This is a genomic window from Acinetobacter sp. PFS20 (assembly GCF_052261015.1).
Lineage (GTDB): Bacteria > Pseudomonadota > Gammaproteobacteria > Pseudomonadales > Moraxellaceae > Acinetobacter.
Window position 1 is genome coordinate 1,274,389 of the sequence record NZ_JBPVZE010000001.1, and the last position, 16,625, is coordinate 1,291,013.

Below are 16,625 nucleotides of genomic sequence, written 5' to 3' on the forward strand. Positions count from 1 at the left end.
AAGGGATATTTATATGATAAATAAATGTAAGTGCCATAGCTTAATTTGTTTTAATTGTTAAGATAGAAACCTGAACACATCCATTCTGCCGATGCTAAAACATAGAAAAGCCCATGAAAGACAAGCCGACATTAACATATCAATTGCCGACTCAGTCCTGTTGGACGCATACATGGATAAAACCTCCTTTTTATCATCCCGAGTCAGGGCATGAATCTGATACACGTTTTTATAACCAACAGCCTAAATCGCCGGCTAGAGGCTCAAAAGAGCTATTACGTTGGTTAGTTACACGTGAGTCTTTTACATGGAAAGTTGATATTCAAAATGAATACGATACGCGTGTAAATACGGCTGTTACATTGCCTCAAAATCGTCCTCAGGCAGATTTAGATGATTGGCAAGTTTGGTTTGTTGGGCATGCAACCGTATTGATTCAGATCGGGCCTTATAACTTTATTACTGATCCAGTATGGTGTGATTATGCAAGCCCTTCACAGGGTCGTGGTCCTCGCCGTGTGTGTCCAGCAGGTTTTGCATTAGAACAATTGCCGACGATTCATGGTGTTCTACTCAGCCATAATCATTATGATCATATGGATTTGGCGACGCTTGAGTGGCTACATAAAAAATTTGCAATGCCGATTTATACTGGACTCGGGAATGGCTTTTATCTACCCAAAGAGTTTCATGTGATTGAGATGGATTGGTGGCAAGAAATTCCCTATCACGAACTAAGAATAATCTATACACCTGCACAGCATGGCTCTGGTCGCGGTCTACGTGACCAAAATAAAGCACTCTGGGGTGGCTTTTCGGTGGTGGCTAAAACAGGTCATTGTTTCTTTGCAGGTGATACGGGTTATGCTGGGCATTTTAAGCAAATTCATGCACGTTATGGTGCACCGCGAGTGGCATTACTTCCCATAGGTGCGTATGAACCTCGTGAATTGATGAGTTATGTTCATATGAATCCACAAGATGCGCTACATGCACACTTTGATTTACAAGCCCATCGTTCTCTCGCGATTCATTATCGGACTTTCCAGTTGACTGATGAGGACCGAGAAGATCCAGAGCATGCTCTAGGTCAAGCCATTAAAGGCTCATCAAAGCTTGCAAATCCTTTTTATTGCATTCGAGAAGGGCATAAATTAACTGTTTAAAACTAGATTCTTGATATTAAAAAAGCCAGTTCAATTTGAACTGGCTTTTTATTATTTTGACAAAATTATGCTAAGTCAAAACGGTCAAGATTCATGACTTTAGTCCATGCCGCTACAAAGTCTTGAACAAATTTTTCTTTACCATCTGCTTGAGCATAAACTTCTACCAGTGCACGCAAGATTGAGTTTGAACCGAATACTAAATCATTACGTGTTGCAGTAAATTTTACTGCGCCTGTTTTACGGTCTTTGCCTTCAAATACTTCGCTTGTTGAATCAACAGGTGCCCATACAGTGGACATGTCGAGTAAGTTCGTAAAGAAGTCTGTGCTGAGTACCCCAACCTGCTGAGTGAATACGCCGTGTTGCGAACCATCCCAGTTAGTGCCTAGTACACGTAAACCACCAATCAATGCTGTTAACTCTGGTGCAGTCAAAGTCAGTTTTTGTGCTTTATCAATTAATAATGCTTCAGTTGCTGCATTGACGCCCTCTTTTTTCCAGTTTCTAAAACCATCGGCAAGGCCGCGGAGTAATTGGAAAGATTCGACATCAGTTTGGCTTTGTAATGCATCAACACGACCAGAGGCAAATGGAACGCTAATGTTGAAACCGGCCGCTTGAGCAGCTTGCTCTACACCAATGTTACCTGCTAGCACAATTAGATCAGCCAATGACAATTGAGTTGAGGCTTTGATTTCTTCAATTTTAGTTAAAGTTTCAACAGCTTTTTGGTTGACTTCCCAATCACGTTGCGGAGATAAAGCAATACGTGCGCCGTTTGCTCCACCACGCTTGTCTCCACCACGGAAAGTTGACGCTGAAGCCCAACCAAGAGAAACCAACTCACCAGCAGATAGTCCTAGTGCAACAATTTTTGCTTTTGCATCAGCAATGCTGGCAGCCGATGGTGCAACGCTAGCAGTAGGTAATGGATCTTGCCAAATTAAATCTTCAGCTGGAACTTCAGGGCCTAAATAACGTGCTTTTGGTCCCATATCGCGGTGAGTTAATTTGAACCATGCGCGGGCAAAAGCATTAGCGAAAGCTTGTGGATCGTTATGAAAGCGACGAGAGATTTTTTCAAACTCAGGATCAAAACGTAAGGTCAAATCTGTAGTCAACATTGTTGGCTTACGTTTAATTGATGGGTCGAATGGATCAGGAATGATCGCTTCAGCATCTGCTGCTACCCATTGAATTGCGCCAGCAGGTGAGCGTTCTTGTACCCACTCGTATTTGAATAGGTTTTCAAAGAAGTAATTGCTCCATTGTGTTGGTGTTTGTGACCAAATGACTTCTAAGCCAGAAGTGATCGCGTCTTTACCAACGCCTGTACCAAAGCTATTTGACCAGCCAAAGCCCATTTGTTCAATTGGTGCACCTTCAGGATCAGCCTGAACATGGTCAGCAGAGCCAGCCCCGTGGGTTTTGCCTAAAGTATGGCCACCTGCAATTAATGCAACAATTTCTTCGTCATCCATTGCCATGTTGCCAAAAGTCGCACGAATAAACGGTGCAGCCGATTTTGGATCACCACTGGCTTGTGGACCTTCAGGGTTTACATAAATTAGACCCATTTCGGTTGCAGCGAGATTGCTGCCTTCCAATGCTTCAGAGTTTCGATGAGCTAACCATTCTTTTTCATCGCCCCAGTTTACATCGTTGTCTGGTTCCCAAACGTCTTCACGACCCGCACCAAAACCAAATGTACGGAAGCCAGAAGACTCAAGCGCGATGTTACCGGCAAGAATAAATAAATCTGCCCACGATATTTTTTGACCGTATTTTTGTTTAACTGGCCATAGCAAACGGCGTGCTTTATCTAAGCTCGCATTGTCAGGCCAGCTGTTTAAAGGAGCAAAACGTTGCTGACCGCGACCAGCACCACCACGACCATCACCCATACGATAGGTGCCGGCAGCATGCCATGCTAGTCGAATAAATAAGCCTGTATAATTTCCCCAATCGGCTGGCCACCAATCTTGAGAATCGGTTAATACATTTTTGATATCAGCTTTGAGGGTGTAGTAGTCGAGTTTTTTAAATTCTTGACGATAATTAAAATCTTTACCGAGTGGATTAGAACGTTCTGAATGTTGGTTGAGTAGGTCGACGCGTAGTTGTTTTGGCCACCAGTGTAAACTAGGCGTGCCACCACCGACCGTTACCTCTGGTTTTGATTTATGGCCTGAAAAAGGACATTTTGATTCGTCTGACATGGTTATATTCTCTCTGGGTAATAATTATTGAGCTCTTAGTAAAAATGTTAGGGCTCATTTTCCTGGACTTCTGGTTTAAAAACTCATGTTTACTAAATAAAGAAATGAGAGAACACATGGTGAGAGAAACCGTTTAAAAATTCTTTTCACTAAGATGTTGGCTCATTATTTTTTATTTAATAATGCATCAGATTCCTTTAGTTGTTATTCCTCCAATTTACTGTATGGAGGTTAAAAAACAAAAGGAAAAATAAGATGAAACCTGTAAATAACGATGCATAGAATTACCTCTTCAATTGCTGAACAACTTAAGATCTTTTAATAACGCTCTTTAAATATAGTAGAAGTAGAGGACTTATTTTTCAAATGGATTAAATTGTCAATATTAATTTAAAAAACCGATTGAAATTTGGTTTAAAAAGCAGGGTATGAGTGAGAGTGAAAAGAAATTTTTATATTTAGTTTTATTAAGTTATTTGAAAGAATAAAGGAGAGCATTGCTCTCCTTTATTCTTTATATATTAAACATTTACGATTCGATTCGATTTCACCATATCAGCTAAACCGTGAGTTTTAAAATAGTACTCAAGCCAACTTTTCACAATGAGCGGATTATTCATTTTCATAACATCATCAAGTAATTTTTGTGCATCTGTCATAGGTACATGACAAATTGCTTTTCGTACACGCAAAATGTTACTCGAACTCATTGAAAGGGTATTAAAGCCCATCGCCATAAGTAAAATTGCCGATAATGGATCACCTGCCATTTCACCACAAATACTGATTGGTTTTTTGTGGTCATGGCATTCTTTAACCAGGCGAGATAAAGCACGTAGAATAGATGGGTGGAAATGCGAGTAAACGTTTGCCACATGTGGATTATTACGATCAACCGCGAGTAAATATTGGGTTAAGTCGTTTGAACCGACCGAGAAGAAATCGACGAGTTCGGCAAACTCATCAATTTGTAGCAATACGCTTGGCACCTCAACCATAATTCCAATTTTAGGTTTGGTAATTTTAACTTGCTCTTCTTCTTGCACCGCAATCCAGTCACGCTCAAGTAAATAAAGCACTTCTTCGACTTCACTTACTGTGGTCACCATTGGCAATAAAATATGCAAATTATTTAGACCAATACTAGCTTTGAGCATGGCGCGAATTTGAGACGAGAAAATCTCAGGATGGTCAAGCGTGAAACGAATACCACGCCAGCCTAATGCCGAGTTTTCTTCTTCGATACTGAAATACGGTAAGTCTTTATCGGCACCAATATCGAGAGTTCGCATCACCACAGGTTTATTGGCGAAGTGGCTTAATTGTTGACGATAAATTGCACGTTGTTCTTCTTCACCAGGGAAACGTTCCCGTAACATGAATGGAATTTCGCTTCGGTAGAGGCCCACACCTTGCGCGCCACGTTGTACTCCGCGGACGACATCAATCATGAGACCCGTATTCACATAAAGCTGAACAGATACACCATCTGGCGTAATCGCTTCTTTGGTCTCGTATTGTTTGAGATCTTTTGCGATCTGTTCATCTTCTTTTTGAATTTCTTTATAACGTTGGCGTAAACGACGTGGCGGGTTAACAAAAACACGGCCCTGATAGGCATCCACAATCATTTCTGCATCATCAAGTGTATTAACAGGCAGTTCGGTTACACCAACTACGGTTGGAATACCTAATGCACGAGCTACAATCACCATATGTGAGTTGGCTGCACCTTCTGATGTCACAATTGCTGCAATATTGTCTACAGGCAGCTCTACGAGTGCCGCAGTACTAATTTCTTCACCAATTAAAATACTGTCTGGGCTAAGTTCACGGTGGCTAGAATCTTCTTCTTGCAACGAGGCTAAAATACGTCGGCCTAAATCTTTAAGATCAGAAACTCGCTCACGTAGATAATCGTCTTCCATTTGTGCAAATAGGGCAGTATGTTTTTCAATCACACGGCGTACTGCACCTTGTGCCCAATGCCCGTCACGAATAAGTTCTTTAATTTCGGCTGGCAATGCATTTTCATCGAGCATTCTTAAGAAAACACTAAATAAAGCGCGTTCTTCTGCCATTAATGAATCATGCATTTTTTCATCTAAAGAACGAATCTCTGAACGAACTGATGAAATGGCTTGATCTAGAAGTCGAAGTTCATGACTAATATCTTCTGCTTCACGGTCAGGTACTGAGGCTAAATCGGCAGGTGGATATAAAATAATAGCGCGGCCTAAAGCAACACCGCCTGCACCTGAAGCACCTTGAAAGGTTTTATAGGCAGGGCCATTACTTGGTTTACGAAATACGTCAATATTTCCAACTGCGTGAGCATGAGCAATAACGCCAGAAAGCTGAGCACACAGCGTGACTAAAAAGGACTCGGCTGCTTCGCTAAAATCTTGAGGAAGTTTGTTTTGTACAACCAAAACGCCCATAACCTTACGGCGATACATGACAGGTACGCCGAGGAATGAGTTATAAATTTCTTCGCCTGTTTCCGGCAAATACAAGAAACGCTCATGTTTTGGTGCGTTGTCAAGGTTAACAATTTCTTCACGTTGTCCGACCAGACCGACCAAACCTTCACCGAGTTGCAGTGAAACATGGCCCACAGATTCTGGGTTTAAGCCTTTAGAGGCCATCAAAACATAGCGCTGGTTGCGTTCATCGAGTAAATAAATAGAGCAAACATCCACTTTCATGGCTTCAGCAACCTGATTGACCATGATGTCTAACGATTCATGCAAACTGACGGACGCATTAACCTCTTGGACAATGCGCCGTAAAGTGTCGAGTTGCATGTTTGACATGGATGTATACTCCAGTATTTTTTTAGACTATGAATGTATTTATAACAGCACTTTTAATAAAAATCATTTGCTAGATAAATGATTTTTAGGGTAATTGTTGCATCGGCAACTGTGTACACAACTCCACCATGGCTTTGCGATAAACATCACGCTTGAAGTTCACCACTTGTCCAAGAGGATACCAATAGCTAACCCACTGCCATTCATCGAATTCGGGTGGGTCGGAGAGGTTTAACTGAATATTTTTTGCATGCGCAGTTAATTTCAGTAAAAACCATTTTTGTTTCTGTCCGATACATACGGGGTCAGAGTCTGACCGAATGTACCGATGTGGCAAACGATAACGCAGCCATCCTTTGGTTTGCGCAATAATCTGGACATGTTCGGGCAATAAGCCGATTTCTTCTCTCAGTTCTCGAAAAAGTGCCTGTTCAGGAGTTTCTCCAAACTGAATGCCTCCTTGTGGAAATTGCCAAGCATTGTGACCAATGCGCTTTGCCCATAAAACCTGTCCATCATCGTTTGCCAAAATGATCCCGACATTCGGTCGGAAACCTTCTGAATCGATCATTTGGCTACCTAAATATTGTCTATATCGTTGACTTTAATCGCGGGGACAAACACTTTTTTATGTCCAGCTCGAAAAGATCAAAGTAAAATGTTTAAATTGCTACGATCTTAACGAATTTCTATCGACTAGCGGAGATAGATTTACATTTTTTTTCTTAAATTTCAGTTTAAACGAGAATTTTCATGAAACTGGCGTTGTTTGATTTAGACCATACCTTGTTAAATACCGATTCAGACCATTCTTGGGGTGAATTTTTAGTCAATGAAGGTTTTGTTGATCCGGTTCATCATCGTCAGATGAATGATAAATTTTATGAAGATTACAAAGCAGGACAACTTGACCCATATGCTTATAACGAATTTGTCTTTGGATTTTTAACAAAGCACGACAATAATTATTTAACCGAACTTCATCAGTTGTTCATGCAAAAAGTGATTCGCCCACAAATGCGTCCTAAAGGTTTTGATGCAATCAAAAAACATCAGGACTTAGGACATACGATTGTGGGTATTACTGCAACAAGTGATTTTATTACTGCGCCGATTTTCCGTGAATTTGGAATTACAGAAATTTTGGCAACCAATGCTGAAGTTGCTGAGGGTAAATATACAGGTAAAGTTGCTGGTTTGGCATGTTACCAAAAGGGCAAACTTGCACGTCTAGATGCTTGGTTGGAAGGTCGTAGCGTGTCTGAGTCTTGGGCTTATTCAGATTCAATCAACGATCGTTTTTTACTTGAATATGCAACGCATGCGATTGCAGTAAATCCTGATGATCGCCTTGAAAAATTGGCTCAAGAAAATAATTGGGATATTCAGGACTGGTCGATTTAATTGACTACTCCTGCATCATTTTAATCAGTTCCTGCATAGCTCTAGATTGAGTACGTGCAGGATGCCACACCATGCCTAATTGGCGATTCATTTCTACATCTAAATCAAGTTGTTGCATATCTTGATTCAGCAAAGTTTTTGGTAGTACTGACCAACCTAAACCAATCGACACCAACATGCGAATAGACTCAAGAGGGTTATTACTCATGGTGATTTTGGGTTTAAGCCCTTGTTTCTCAAATTCGGCTAAAGTGATTTGGGCAGTGTAAGTTTGTGCAGCGGGTAATAAGCTTGGATATTCAATTAAATCTTGTAAGGTGAGATTCTTCTTTTGTGCTAATGGATGAAAAGGGGCAGCAACAAAAACTAAAGGATCATTCCAGATTGTAATGTAGTTAAGACGCTCATCACCTGAAGGAGGAAGTGTTAAAAATGCTAACTCTAAATCACCAGCAAGTACTTGTTCATGAGCTTGCTCTGAATCAACAAAATGCACATCTAAGGTGACTTGAGGAAATTGCTGAACAAAGTGTTTAAGTGGAGAGGGTAAATGATGCAAGCCAATATGGTGACTCGTACCGACTTTTAAGCGGCCTTGCACCTGCGTTTGTTCATGGCTAAGCGTGTGGTGGATATCACCCAGCTCATTTAACCAGTTTTTAACTTTTGGTAATAATGAATGTGCAGCATGAGTTGCCTGTACACCTCGGCCTGCGGACTCAAATAGTTTTACACCAAAATATTCTTCTAAACTGTGAATTCGTTTGGTAACAGCAGGTTGAGTAATAAATAATTGATCTGCTGCCACAGAGATAGACCCTGTTTCCATAACTTTTACAAAAGCTTCAAAGGCTGCAAGATTCATAATACAACTCAACTTGGAATAGAAAAATCGAGGGGCTAAAGTTGCCGAGCCAAAATCGTATCATGCTTGCAGCAAAACGAGTGAGAAAGTTGTGAATTACCGCACTAATCTTAGCCTAAGCCGTTGTTTCTTTTTCGACTAAGGCTGATACGCGGCGATCTTTAGCTGCCCAAACTTTTTCATGAAAGAAAAAAGCAAATGCTTGTACAGTTGGTTCAAGCATACTTAAGGTTAAAGCCATCCAGATATTACCTGTTACAAAGTATGCAACTATCATTGCTACACTAATATGCATAATGTAATAGCTGAAGGTCTTCTTTAAGGTACGTTGATTATTTATAACGAATTTTTGGATATTAGCCATGATCATTCTCTTTAGCCACTTTGATATTTTTAGTATAGAGATGAGAGTATAAGATTAAAAATTGATTATGCAAATGATAATCATTAACAAAAACGATTTATTAAATTTGCGATACCTTAAAGGAATTATAATTTATTCCAAAAAGTTTTCTAATTTATAAAAATGATAAATTAGATTTATGTGAAACTCTGGCTATAATCGAAGAAAGATTAGAATTACCCAGTCCAATGGAGCAAGACGACATGGCAGGCAAAACTTTATATGACAAATTGTGGGATGACCACGTTGTTTCACAGCGTGATGATGGCTCATGTTTACTTTATATTGACCGTCATTTATTGCATGAAGTGACTAGTCCACAAGCATTTGAAGGTTTGCAACTTGCAGGTCGTCAACCATGGCGTTTAAGTGCAAACGTTGCTACACCGGATCATAATGTTCCAACTTCTAAAAAAGAACGTGACCAAGGTATCGCAGGTATTGAAGATGATACGTCTCGTATTCAAGTTCAAACCTTAGATGACAACTGTAAAGCTTTTAATATTGTTGAATTCAGCATTAATGATATTCGTCAAGGTATTGTGCATGTGGTTGGACCTGAACAAGGCTTAACTTTGCCGGGCATGACAGTCGTATGTGGTGATTCACATACAGCTACTCACGGTGCTTTCGGTTGCTTGGCGCATGGTATTGGAACATCTGAAGTTGAACATGTGTTAGCAACACAATGTTTGATCCAGAAAAAATCTAAAAACATGTTAGTGCGTGTAGATGGCGTATTAGGCAAAGGCGTAACACCAAAAGATGTTGTGTTGGCAATCATTGCTAAAATTGGTACTGCTGGTGGTACAGGCTATGCAATTGAGTTTGGTGGTCAAGTTTTCCGTGATATGTCGATCGAAGGACGTATGACGGTATGTAACATGGCGATTGAAGCTGGTGCTCGTGTTGGTATGGTTGCAGTTGATGACAAAACTGTTGAATACGTGAAAGGCCGTAGCTACGCACCAAAAGGCGAGCAATGGGAACAAGCAGTTGCTTACTGGGACACTTTGCATTCAGACGAAGATGCTGTCTTTGATGCTGTAGTTGAGTTAAATGGCGCAGAGATCGAGCCACAAGTATCTTGGGGAACTTCACCTGAGATGGTGATTCCGGTCACTGAAGCTGTACCAACTTTAGAACAAGCGAAAGATGATGTTCAACGTAATGACTGGACACGTGCTTATCAATATATGGGTTTAAATGCAGGACAAGCATTAGCTGATATTCAACTTGATCGTGTCTTTATCGGTTCTTGTACGAATTCTCGTATTGAAGATATTCGTGCTGCAGCTGAGGTGGTTAAGGGCCGTAAAGTAGCCTCTAGCATTAAGCAAGCTATGATTGTTCCTGGTTCAGGTTTAGTTAAACAACAGGCAGAAAAAGAAGGCTTGGATAAAATCTTCTTGGAAGCTGGTTTTGAATGGCGTGAACCGGGTTGTTCAATGTGTTTAGCAATGAATGCTGATAAGTTACAACCGGGTGAACACTGTGCATCGACGTCTAACCGTAACTTTGAAGGTCGTCAAGGTAATGGTGGTCGCACTCACTTGGTGAGCCCGGCAATGGCGGCAGCGGCTGCAATCGCAGGTCACTTTGTTGATGTTCGTTCATTTTAATTCGGTCTGGAGCAAACCATGAAAGCTTATACAGTTGAACAAGGTATCGTTGCACCATTAGATCGTGCCAATGTTGATACAGATTTAATTATTCCAAAACAGTTTTTGAAATCAATCAAACGTACTGGTTTTGGCGATAACTTATTTGATGAACTTCGTTATTTAGATGAAGGTTATCCGGGACAAGACAATTCAGTACGTCCAAAAAATCCGGATTTCGTTTTGAACCAACCACGTTATCAAGGCGCAAATGTTTTAATTGCTCGTACTAACTTTGGTTGTGGTTCAAGCCGTGAGCATGCACCTTGGGCATTAAATGAATACGGTTTCCGTACTGTTATTGCGCCAAGCTTTGCTGATATTTTCTTTAATAACTGTTTTAAAAATGGCATGTTACCTGTCATTTTGTCAGAAGAAATTGTTGATCAGTTATTTAAAGAATGTGCAGCAAATGAAGGATATCAATTAACAATTGATTTAGCTGCTCAGGAAGTACGTACGCCAACAGGTGAAGCTTTTAAATTTGAAGTTGACCCATTTCGTAAGCATTGCTTGTTAAATGGCTTGGATGATATTGGTTTAACTCTTCAAAATTCCGACGCAATTCGCGCTTATGAAGAAAAAACTAAACAAGTTCGTCCTTGGGTATTCCAAGAGTTAAATTAACCTTTTGGTGCATTTTAAACATAGCCATGGCGTAGCGTTCAAACTCTTGCTAACATGCTAAAGCATAAAAACACCTTAAAATTATGCACTAGATGAGGATTGGGCTTGAACAATGAAGAGGAACGTTACTCATAGCTTTTTGTTGAGCCTGTGCGCAATAACACTCAGTGCTTGTCAGAGCACGTACAATGTAGTGGATACTGTCCGTATTAAGCAGGCTGAACAAGAAAATTTGGGGCAGAATGCAGCAATATATTGTTCGGGTGCGAAGAGTTGTGAATTTGAACGACTAAATGATATTACTGTAGTGGATGCGCAAACACGACGAATTAGTAATCAGGCAATTCATCAAGGAATTGTAAGATTGCACGGTTCAGTGCTTGGTCAAACCAACAGTTTATATTTATCTGTACCCGCTAAACAATATGAAGTGGTGATCCGTTTCTATCCGATTTCTCCAGATCGGGCCGAAACAATCCATGTTATTCACCAGTTTAATGCCAACCATCGCTATACATTTAAAATGTACCGAGACAAAACCAACCGTTCGGGTAGTTTGCTGAATGTTTCTGTACCAGATCCTTTATGTGTTGACTTGGAACAAGATGAGCGTGTTATTCGCCGTTTCTGTCGACCATTTAATGTGACAACAGGGCTAGGTGAATTTGTCGAACAGAAAAAACTAACCCCGCGGTAGTTATAACGCTGCTCGTCTTTGAAAATGGAAAAAGTTCATGTCTAAACAGATTTTAATTTTAGCTGGTGATGGTATTGGTCCTGAAATTGTTGGGGCGGCAGAAAAAGTATTAAATACAGTAAATGAAAAATTTAATTTATCGTTAACTTGGGAACATGGTTTACTAGGCGGTGCAGCAATTGATGCACATGGTGAACCGTATCCAGCTGTAACGAGTGAACAAGCAAAAAAAGCTGATGCAATCTTATTAGGTGCGGTAGGCGGACCAAAATGGGATGCAATCGAGCGTTCTATTCGTCCTGAACGTGGCCTTTTAAAAATTCGTAGTGAACTCAACTTGTTTGCTAACTTGCGTCCAGCCATTCTTTATCCGCAACTAGCAGATGCTTCTAGTTTAAAACCTGAAATTGTTGCTGGCTTAGATATTCTGATTGTTCGTGAGCTTACTGGCGGTATCTATTTTGGTCAGCCACGTGGTATTCGTGAACTCGAAAACGGCGAAAAACAAGGCTATAACACAGACGTTTATTCTGAAAGTGAAATTAAGCGCATTGCAAAAGTTGCTTTTGAGCTTGCAGGTTTACGTGGTGGTAAAGTTTGTTCGGTCGATAAAGCCAACGTTTTAGAAGTTACAGAACTTTGGAAGCAAACAGTTACTGATTTGCAGCAAGCAAGTTATTCAAACATTCAGCTTTCACATATGTATGTCGACAATGCTGCAATGCAACTTGTACGTGCGCCTAAACAGTTTGACGTGATCGTAACGGGTAACTTATTTGGCGATATCTTATCTGACGAAGCGGCAATGCTTACAGGTTCAATCGGTATGTTGCCATCTGCATCGTTAGATGAAAATGGCAAAGGTATGTATGAACCTTGTCATGGTTCGGCGCCTGACATCGCAGGTCAAAATGTGGCAAACCCATTAGCAACGATTCTTTCTGTTGCAATGATGCTTCGTTATACCTTCCGTGAAGAAGCTGCTGCAAAAGCAATTGAAGATGCGGTAGGACAAGTACTTGATCAAGGCTTGCGTACAGCAGATATTATGTCTGAAGGCATGACAAAAGTTGGTACAGCTGAAATGGGTGAGGCAGTTGTCGCTGCTCTTGCTTAAAAGCTTCTTATAAAAAACGCAGCTCAACGCTGCGTTTTTTTGTGCCTATGTTTTAGCAGGCTTTACCTTCATATTGAATAGACTCGGCAATATCATTCTTCAGCTGAAAAATAACTTTGCAGTTGAAATTTAAATCGTAAGAATTGCCACCCAGATTACCTGATTGTATAGCGACAGAATTACCTCTCATGTCGACATTAGTCACCATCGGGATTGGAATGTTTAATGGACGTAAAATCGTATAGATGAGTTGATTGGATGTTTTCTGTGGAGTATTTGCGACTTGAAAACCAAGACTTCTTAGATTTATATCTTGCTGAATGGTGTTCGATGATTTGCCTAGAAAGCCCTTTAAATATTCTTGTAAATCTATAGATTGGCGTGGATGGCTAGTACAACCGCTTACATTCATTATGATTAAACAAAGTAGGCCAATTTGGCATCGGGTAGCTGTATTCATTTTTATCTCAATAAAAAATTATATTTATTATTAAAGAACAATAGGTTGGATTTGAATACTTGTAAAGTAAAAAAGGAAGATTATGATAAATAGAAGGTGAATTTGTCTTGCGATTTATCATTACATACAAATCGTTATTAATAAGAATTTCATAGAAAACTTAAGGAAGAAAAGTATGAGAAAAATAGTTTTTGCTTTTTTATGCAGCTTTGGAATGACTGCGGTCTATGCAGATAACTGCGATAGTGCCCGAAATACTTACGATGATATTTACTGTACAAATAAAATTTATGCGAGTGCTGATGCAGATCTGAATAAGAACTATCAAGCATTGCGCGTAAAATTAAATACGGCCCAGAAAAATATTCTTAAAAAATCTCAGCTCGCGTGGATACGTCAACGTGATGCAGATTGTACAGATTCAAATAGGAATAGCGTAGACGTGCAATGTCGTTTGCAGACAACGCAAGAAAGAAACCATTGGCTGCAAGAAAGACTGCGTGAATGCCAAACGGTAGGATGTAAAACCAGTCGCTTAAGTGAATAAACAACGCAATAAAAAAGCCACATCATAAAGTGGCTTTTTTGCATTCACTAATTAGCGAGCACGGTACGTAATACGACCTTTAGTGAGGTCATATGGAGTCATTTCGACTTTTACACTGTCGCCAGTAAGAATACGAATATAGTGTTTACGCATTTTACCAGAAATGTGTGCAATAACTTCGTGACCGTTTTCAAGACGTACACGGAACATCGTATTAGGAAGCGTTTCGGTGACAACGCCTTCGAACTCAATGAGTTCCTCTTTATTGGCCATAGCCTACCTGATGATCAAATTGGAAAGGCGCAAATTATAGTCAATTTATTTAAAAAAAACAAGATAGACATCCTTTTGCTAAAGCATCTGGTTAAAGTATGACTAATAAAAAAAGATGTAATTTTTTTCACAAAAGAAGAGTAATTCTGTTGTCAGTTTGGTCAATCAACGCTAATCTAAAATCATAGTTATTAGGGACTGTTAATTGCGTAAAGGTCAACAGCCCTAAATATCAATGAAGTATCTACATGGAAGGGCACTGCGTGGGTCAGCTAACAGATGCATCAGTTGTATTACGCTTTGGCTATCAAGCGATTCGTCGTGCGGGTTTGCCAACAGAAGAAATATTAACCAAAGCGGGAGTTGCTTTAAATCAGGTTGATACAAATGCACGTACACCGTTAAGTGCACAGTACGCCTTTTGGACTGCCGCTCAGGACGTCAGTAAAGATCCAGACATCGGTCTGCATTTAGGCGAACATTTGCCTTTGTACCGTGGTCAGGTCATTGAACATCTATTTATTAGTAGTGAAACTTTTGGTGAAGGTCTAAAACGGGCCTTGGCTTATCAGCGACTTATTAGTGATGCTTTTGATGCAAAACTAGTCGTTGAGGAAGGGCGTTGTTATTTAACCAATGGTGAGCAAATTGGTGCTGATAATCTTGTCAATCGTCACTTCTCTGAATGTGCAATTTCGGGCATCCTTAGATTTTTTAAGTTTATTACCGAAGGGCAATTTCATCCTATCTTCATCGATTTTAATTTTAGCGAAGGTGCCTCGGAGGATGAATATTTCCGAGTGTATGGCTGCCCAGTCAGTTTAGGTCAGAAAGAGACACGTTTATATTTTGATCCAGCTATTCTAGATTTTCAGCTTTGGCAAGCAGAGCCTGAGTTATTGCAGTTGCATGAGCAGCTCGCAATTGAAAAATTACAGGAATTGGCTCGTTATGATTTAGTGGGTGAAGTTCGTCGCGCAATTGGTTCAACGTTGGAAAGTGGAGAAACAACCTTAGAAACGGTTGCAGCTCAGTTGAATATTACTCCACGTCGCTTACGTACTCAGCTAAGCGAAGCCAATACTAGTTTTCAGCAAATCTTGTCAGATTATCGTTGTCGATTAGCTAAAAAACTTTTAGCAAATACCAGCGAGAGTGTTGAGCGTATTGTGTATTTAACTGGTTTCTCTGAACCGAGTACGTTCTACCGCGCATTTAAGCGTTGGACAAATGAGACACCAGTTGAATATCGGAAACGTAAACAGCATCGTTAATTTATTCTATGTCATGACGGAGTCGTGCCATTGAGGCTTTCATAGCTGGATTGGTCTTCAGCTAGAGTTACTTTTCTTTCGGGATGAAGAGCGTAAGCTCTGCAAGAGCAAAAGCTTGTGACACGGTAAAGAGTAATAATTCTTACCATGTCACAAGATTAAAAATTTATCGAACTACGCACTTCGTTTGTCTTGCACTGCGGTTAAAGTACACTTTAACCTTGTTCAGGTTGCGCATGACTTTGTCGAGTATCTTATTTAGTGCTTAATTTGGATGCTGAGATTCACTGTCTTACTCTGGTAAGTTGAGCCAATGTGGTCCAAGCGGTGGCTGTGGCAGATCAAACTGCTCAGGATAATTACACTGAATAAAATAAAGACCGTCGGGTGGGGCTGTTACACCTGCCGCCTTACGATCCTGTGCAGCAAACATTGTATCGATATGATCAATTTCATACATACCTTGACCAATTTCGAGTAAGCATCCAACAATGTTGCGAACCATATGGTGTAAAAAACCATCTGCTTCAATATCTAAAACCAAATAGCGTCCATGTTCAAACAAACGGCAATGTTTTACATGTCGAACAGGCTGATTTGATTGGCACGCTGCTGCACGGAAGCTTTCAAAGTTATGAGTGCCTTCAAATTTACTTGCCGCTTCAATCATCTTTTTCACATCTAACTTTTGGTAAACGTGAGTAACCTGTTTATGCAGGAGTGCAGGGCGATGAGGTGTGTTATATATAATGTAGCGGTAACGTCGAGCAGTTGCTTTAAAACGGGCATGAAAACTTTCATCCATCAGCTTAATCCACTGAATGGAAATATCTTTAGGCAGCTGGCTGTTTGCCCCTCTTAACCACCCCGTCTCTGGACGAATGGCATGAGTGTCGAAGTGTGCCACCATATTTGTCGCATGTACTCCTGCATCGGTACGACCAGCACCATGGAGTGCTATAGGTTCATTTGCGACTTTGCTAAGCACACGTTCAATAGTTTCTTGTACGCTGGCAACGCCTGGCTGTTGTGTTTGCCAACCTCGATATTGAACTCCGCTAAATTCAATACCGACTGCATAACGTTGCATGGC

Annotated in this window: 16 protein-coding genes; 8 read left to right on the forward strand and 8 right to left on the reverse strand. The window is 40.4% G+C overall.

Features of this window, described 5'->3' with window-relative positions:
- Positions 1-113: 113 nt before the first annotated feature.
- Positions 114-1,166: an MBL fold metallo-hydrolase gene (locus ACS125_RS06055; protein WP_174732474.1), complete on the forward strand. Its 1,053-nt coding sequence runs from the start codon at positions 114-116 to the stop codon at positions 1,164-1,166.
- A 65-nt stretch (positions 1,167-1,231) separates the two neighbouring features.
- Here ACS125_RS06055 and katG read toward each other — a convergent pair whose 3' ends face one another.
- The 3 genes from katG to ACS125_RS06070 form a co-directional block, all read right to left on the reverse strand.
- A complete protein-coding gene (gene katG, locus ACS125_RS06060; RefSeq protein WP_443271061.1) occupies positions 1,232-3,388 on the reverse strand; it encodes a catalase/peroxidase HPI in 2,157 nt (718 codons plus the stop codon).
- 521 nt (positions 3,389-3,909) lie between these two features.
- Positions 3,910-6,204, reverse strand: coding sequence for a phosphoenolpyruvate--protein phosphotransferase (gene ptsP, locus ACS125_RS06065; protein ID WP_004794867.1), 2,295 nt, complete (start codon positions 6,202-6,204; stop codon positions 3,910-3,912).
- An 85-nt stretch (positions 6,205-6,289) separates the two neighbouring features.
- Positions 6,290-6,775, reverse strand: coding sequence for an RNA pyrophosphohydrolase (locus ACS125_RS06070; protein WP_004794866.1), 486 nt, complete (start codon positions 6,773-6,775; stop codon positions 6,290-6,292).
- Between the two features lie 182 nt (positions 6,776-6,957).
- Here ACS125_RS06070 and ACS125_RS06075 point away from each other — a divergent pair, with 182 nt between their 5' ends.
- Complete coding sequence (locus ACS125_RS06075; RefSeq protein ID WP_443271063.1) at positions 6,958-7,608, forward strand: HAD family hydrolase; 651 nt, start codon at positions 6,958-6,960, stop codon at positions 7,606-7,608.
- Positions 7,609-7,612: 4 nt separating this feature from the next.
- Here the strand turns inward: ACS125_RS06075 and ACS125_RS06080 are convergent, their stop codons facing one another.
- Together ACS125_RS06080 and ACS125_RS06085 are read right to left on the reverse strand one after the other, a co-directional pair.
- Entirely contained in the window at positions 7,613-8,473 is an 861-nt protein-coding gene (locus ACS125_RS06080; RefSeq protein WP_005302044.1) for a LysR family transcriptional regulator, read from the reverse strand.
- A 115-nt stretch (positions 8,474-8,588) separates the two neighbouring features.
- Positions 8,589-8,843 (reverse strand): DUF2061 domain-containing protein, encoded by a 255-nt coding sequence (locus tag ACS125_RS06085; protein WP_171500743.1) that lies wholly within the window; start codon positions 8,841-8,843, stop codon positions 8,589-8,591.
- Positions 8,844-9,079: 236 nt separating this feature from the next.
- On the opposite strand from ACS125_RS06085, the gene leuC reads away from it, so the two are divergent.
- From leuC to leuB, 4 genes are all read left to right on the forward strand, one after another.
- Positions 9,080-10,498, forward strand: coding sequence for a 3-isopropylmalate dehydratase large subunit (gene leuC / locus ACS125_RS06090; protein WP_004794861.1), 1,419 nt, complete (start codon positions 9,080-9,082; stop codon positions 10,496-10,498).
- 18 nt (positions 10,499-10,516) lie between these two features.
- Positions 10,517-11,164: a 3-isopropylmalate dehydratase small subunit gene (gene leuD / locus ACS125_RS06095; RefSeq protein WP_151964033.1), complete on the forward strand. Its 648-nt coding sequence runs from the start codon at positions 10,517-10,519 to the stop codon at positions 11,162-11,164.
- A 112-nt stretch (positions 11,165-11,276) separates the two neighbouring features.
- Positions 11,277-11,861, forward strand: coding sequence for a hypothetical protein (locus ACS125_RS06100; protein WP_004794858.1), 585 nt, complete (start codon positions 11,277-11,279; stop codon positions 11,859-11,861).
- 37 nt (positions 11,862-11,898) lie between these two features.
- Positions 11,899-12,978 carry a 3-isopropylmalate dehydrogenase gene (gene leuB / locus ACS125_RS06105; RefSeq protein WP_004640985.1) on the forward strand — a complete coding sequence of 360 codons (1,080 nt, stop codon included), beginning with the start codon at positions 11,899-11,901 and terminating at the stop codon, positions 12,976-12,978.
- Positions 12,979-13,030: 52 nt separating this feature from the next.
- On the opposite strand, the gene ACS125_RS06110 is transcribed toward leuB, so the two are convergent.
- Entirely contained in the window at positions 13,031-13,438 is a 408-nt protein-coding gene (locus ACS125_RS06110) for a hypothetical protein (protein WP_443271067.1), read from the reverse strand.
- Positions 13,439-13,613: 175 nt separating this feature from the next.
- Between ACS125_RS06110 and ACS125_RS06115 the strand changes: the two genes are divergently transcribed.
- Complete coding sequence (locus ACS125_RS06115) at positions 13,614-13,985, forward strand: lysozyme inhibitor LprI family protein (protein WP_004794852.1); 372 nt, start codon at positions 13,614-13,616, stop codon at positions 13,983-13,985.
- 51 nt (positions 13,986-14,036) lie between these two features.
- Here the strand turns inward: ACS125_RS06115 and infA are convergent, their stop codons facing one another.
- Positions 14,037-14,258 (reverse strand): translation initiation factor IF-1, encoded by a 222-nt coding sequence (gene infA, locus ACS125_RS06120; RefSeq protein WP_001284370.1) that lies wholly within the window; start codon positions 14,256-14,258, stop codon positions 14,037-14,039.
- A 263-nt stretch (positions 14,259-14,521) separates the two neighbouring features.
- Here infA and ACS125_RS06125 point away from each other — a divergent pair, with 263 nt between their 5' ends.
- The gene (locus tag ACS125_RS06125; protein WP_174728988.1) at positions 14,522-15,532 is read left to right on the forward strand and encodes an AraC family transcriptional regulator; all 1,011 of its coding nucleotides are present in this window, start codon (positions 14,522-14,524) and stop codon (positions 15,530-15,532) included.
- A gap of 292 nt (positions 15,533-15,824) precedes the next feature.
- On the opposite strand, the gene truA is transcribed toward ACS125_RS06125, so the two are convergent.
- Complete coding sequence (truA, locus tag ACS125_RS06130) at positions 15,825-16,622, reverse strand: tRNA pseudouridine(38-40) synthase TruA (RefSeq protein WP_004794850.1); 798 nt, start codon at positions 16,620-16,622, stop codon at positions 15,825-15,827.
- Between the last annotated feature and the right edge of the window lie 3 nt (positions 16,623-16,625).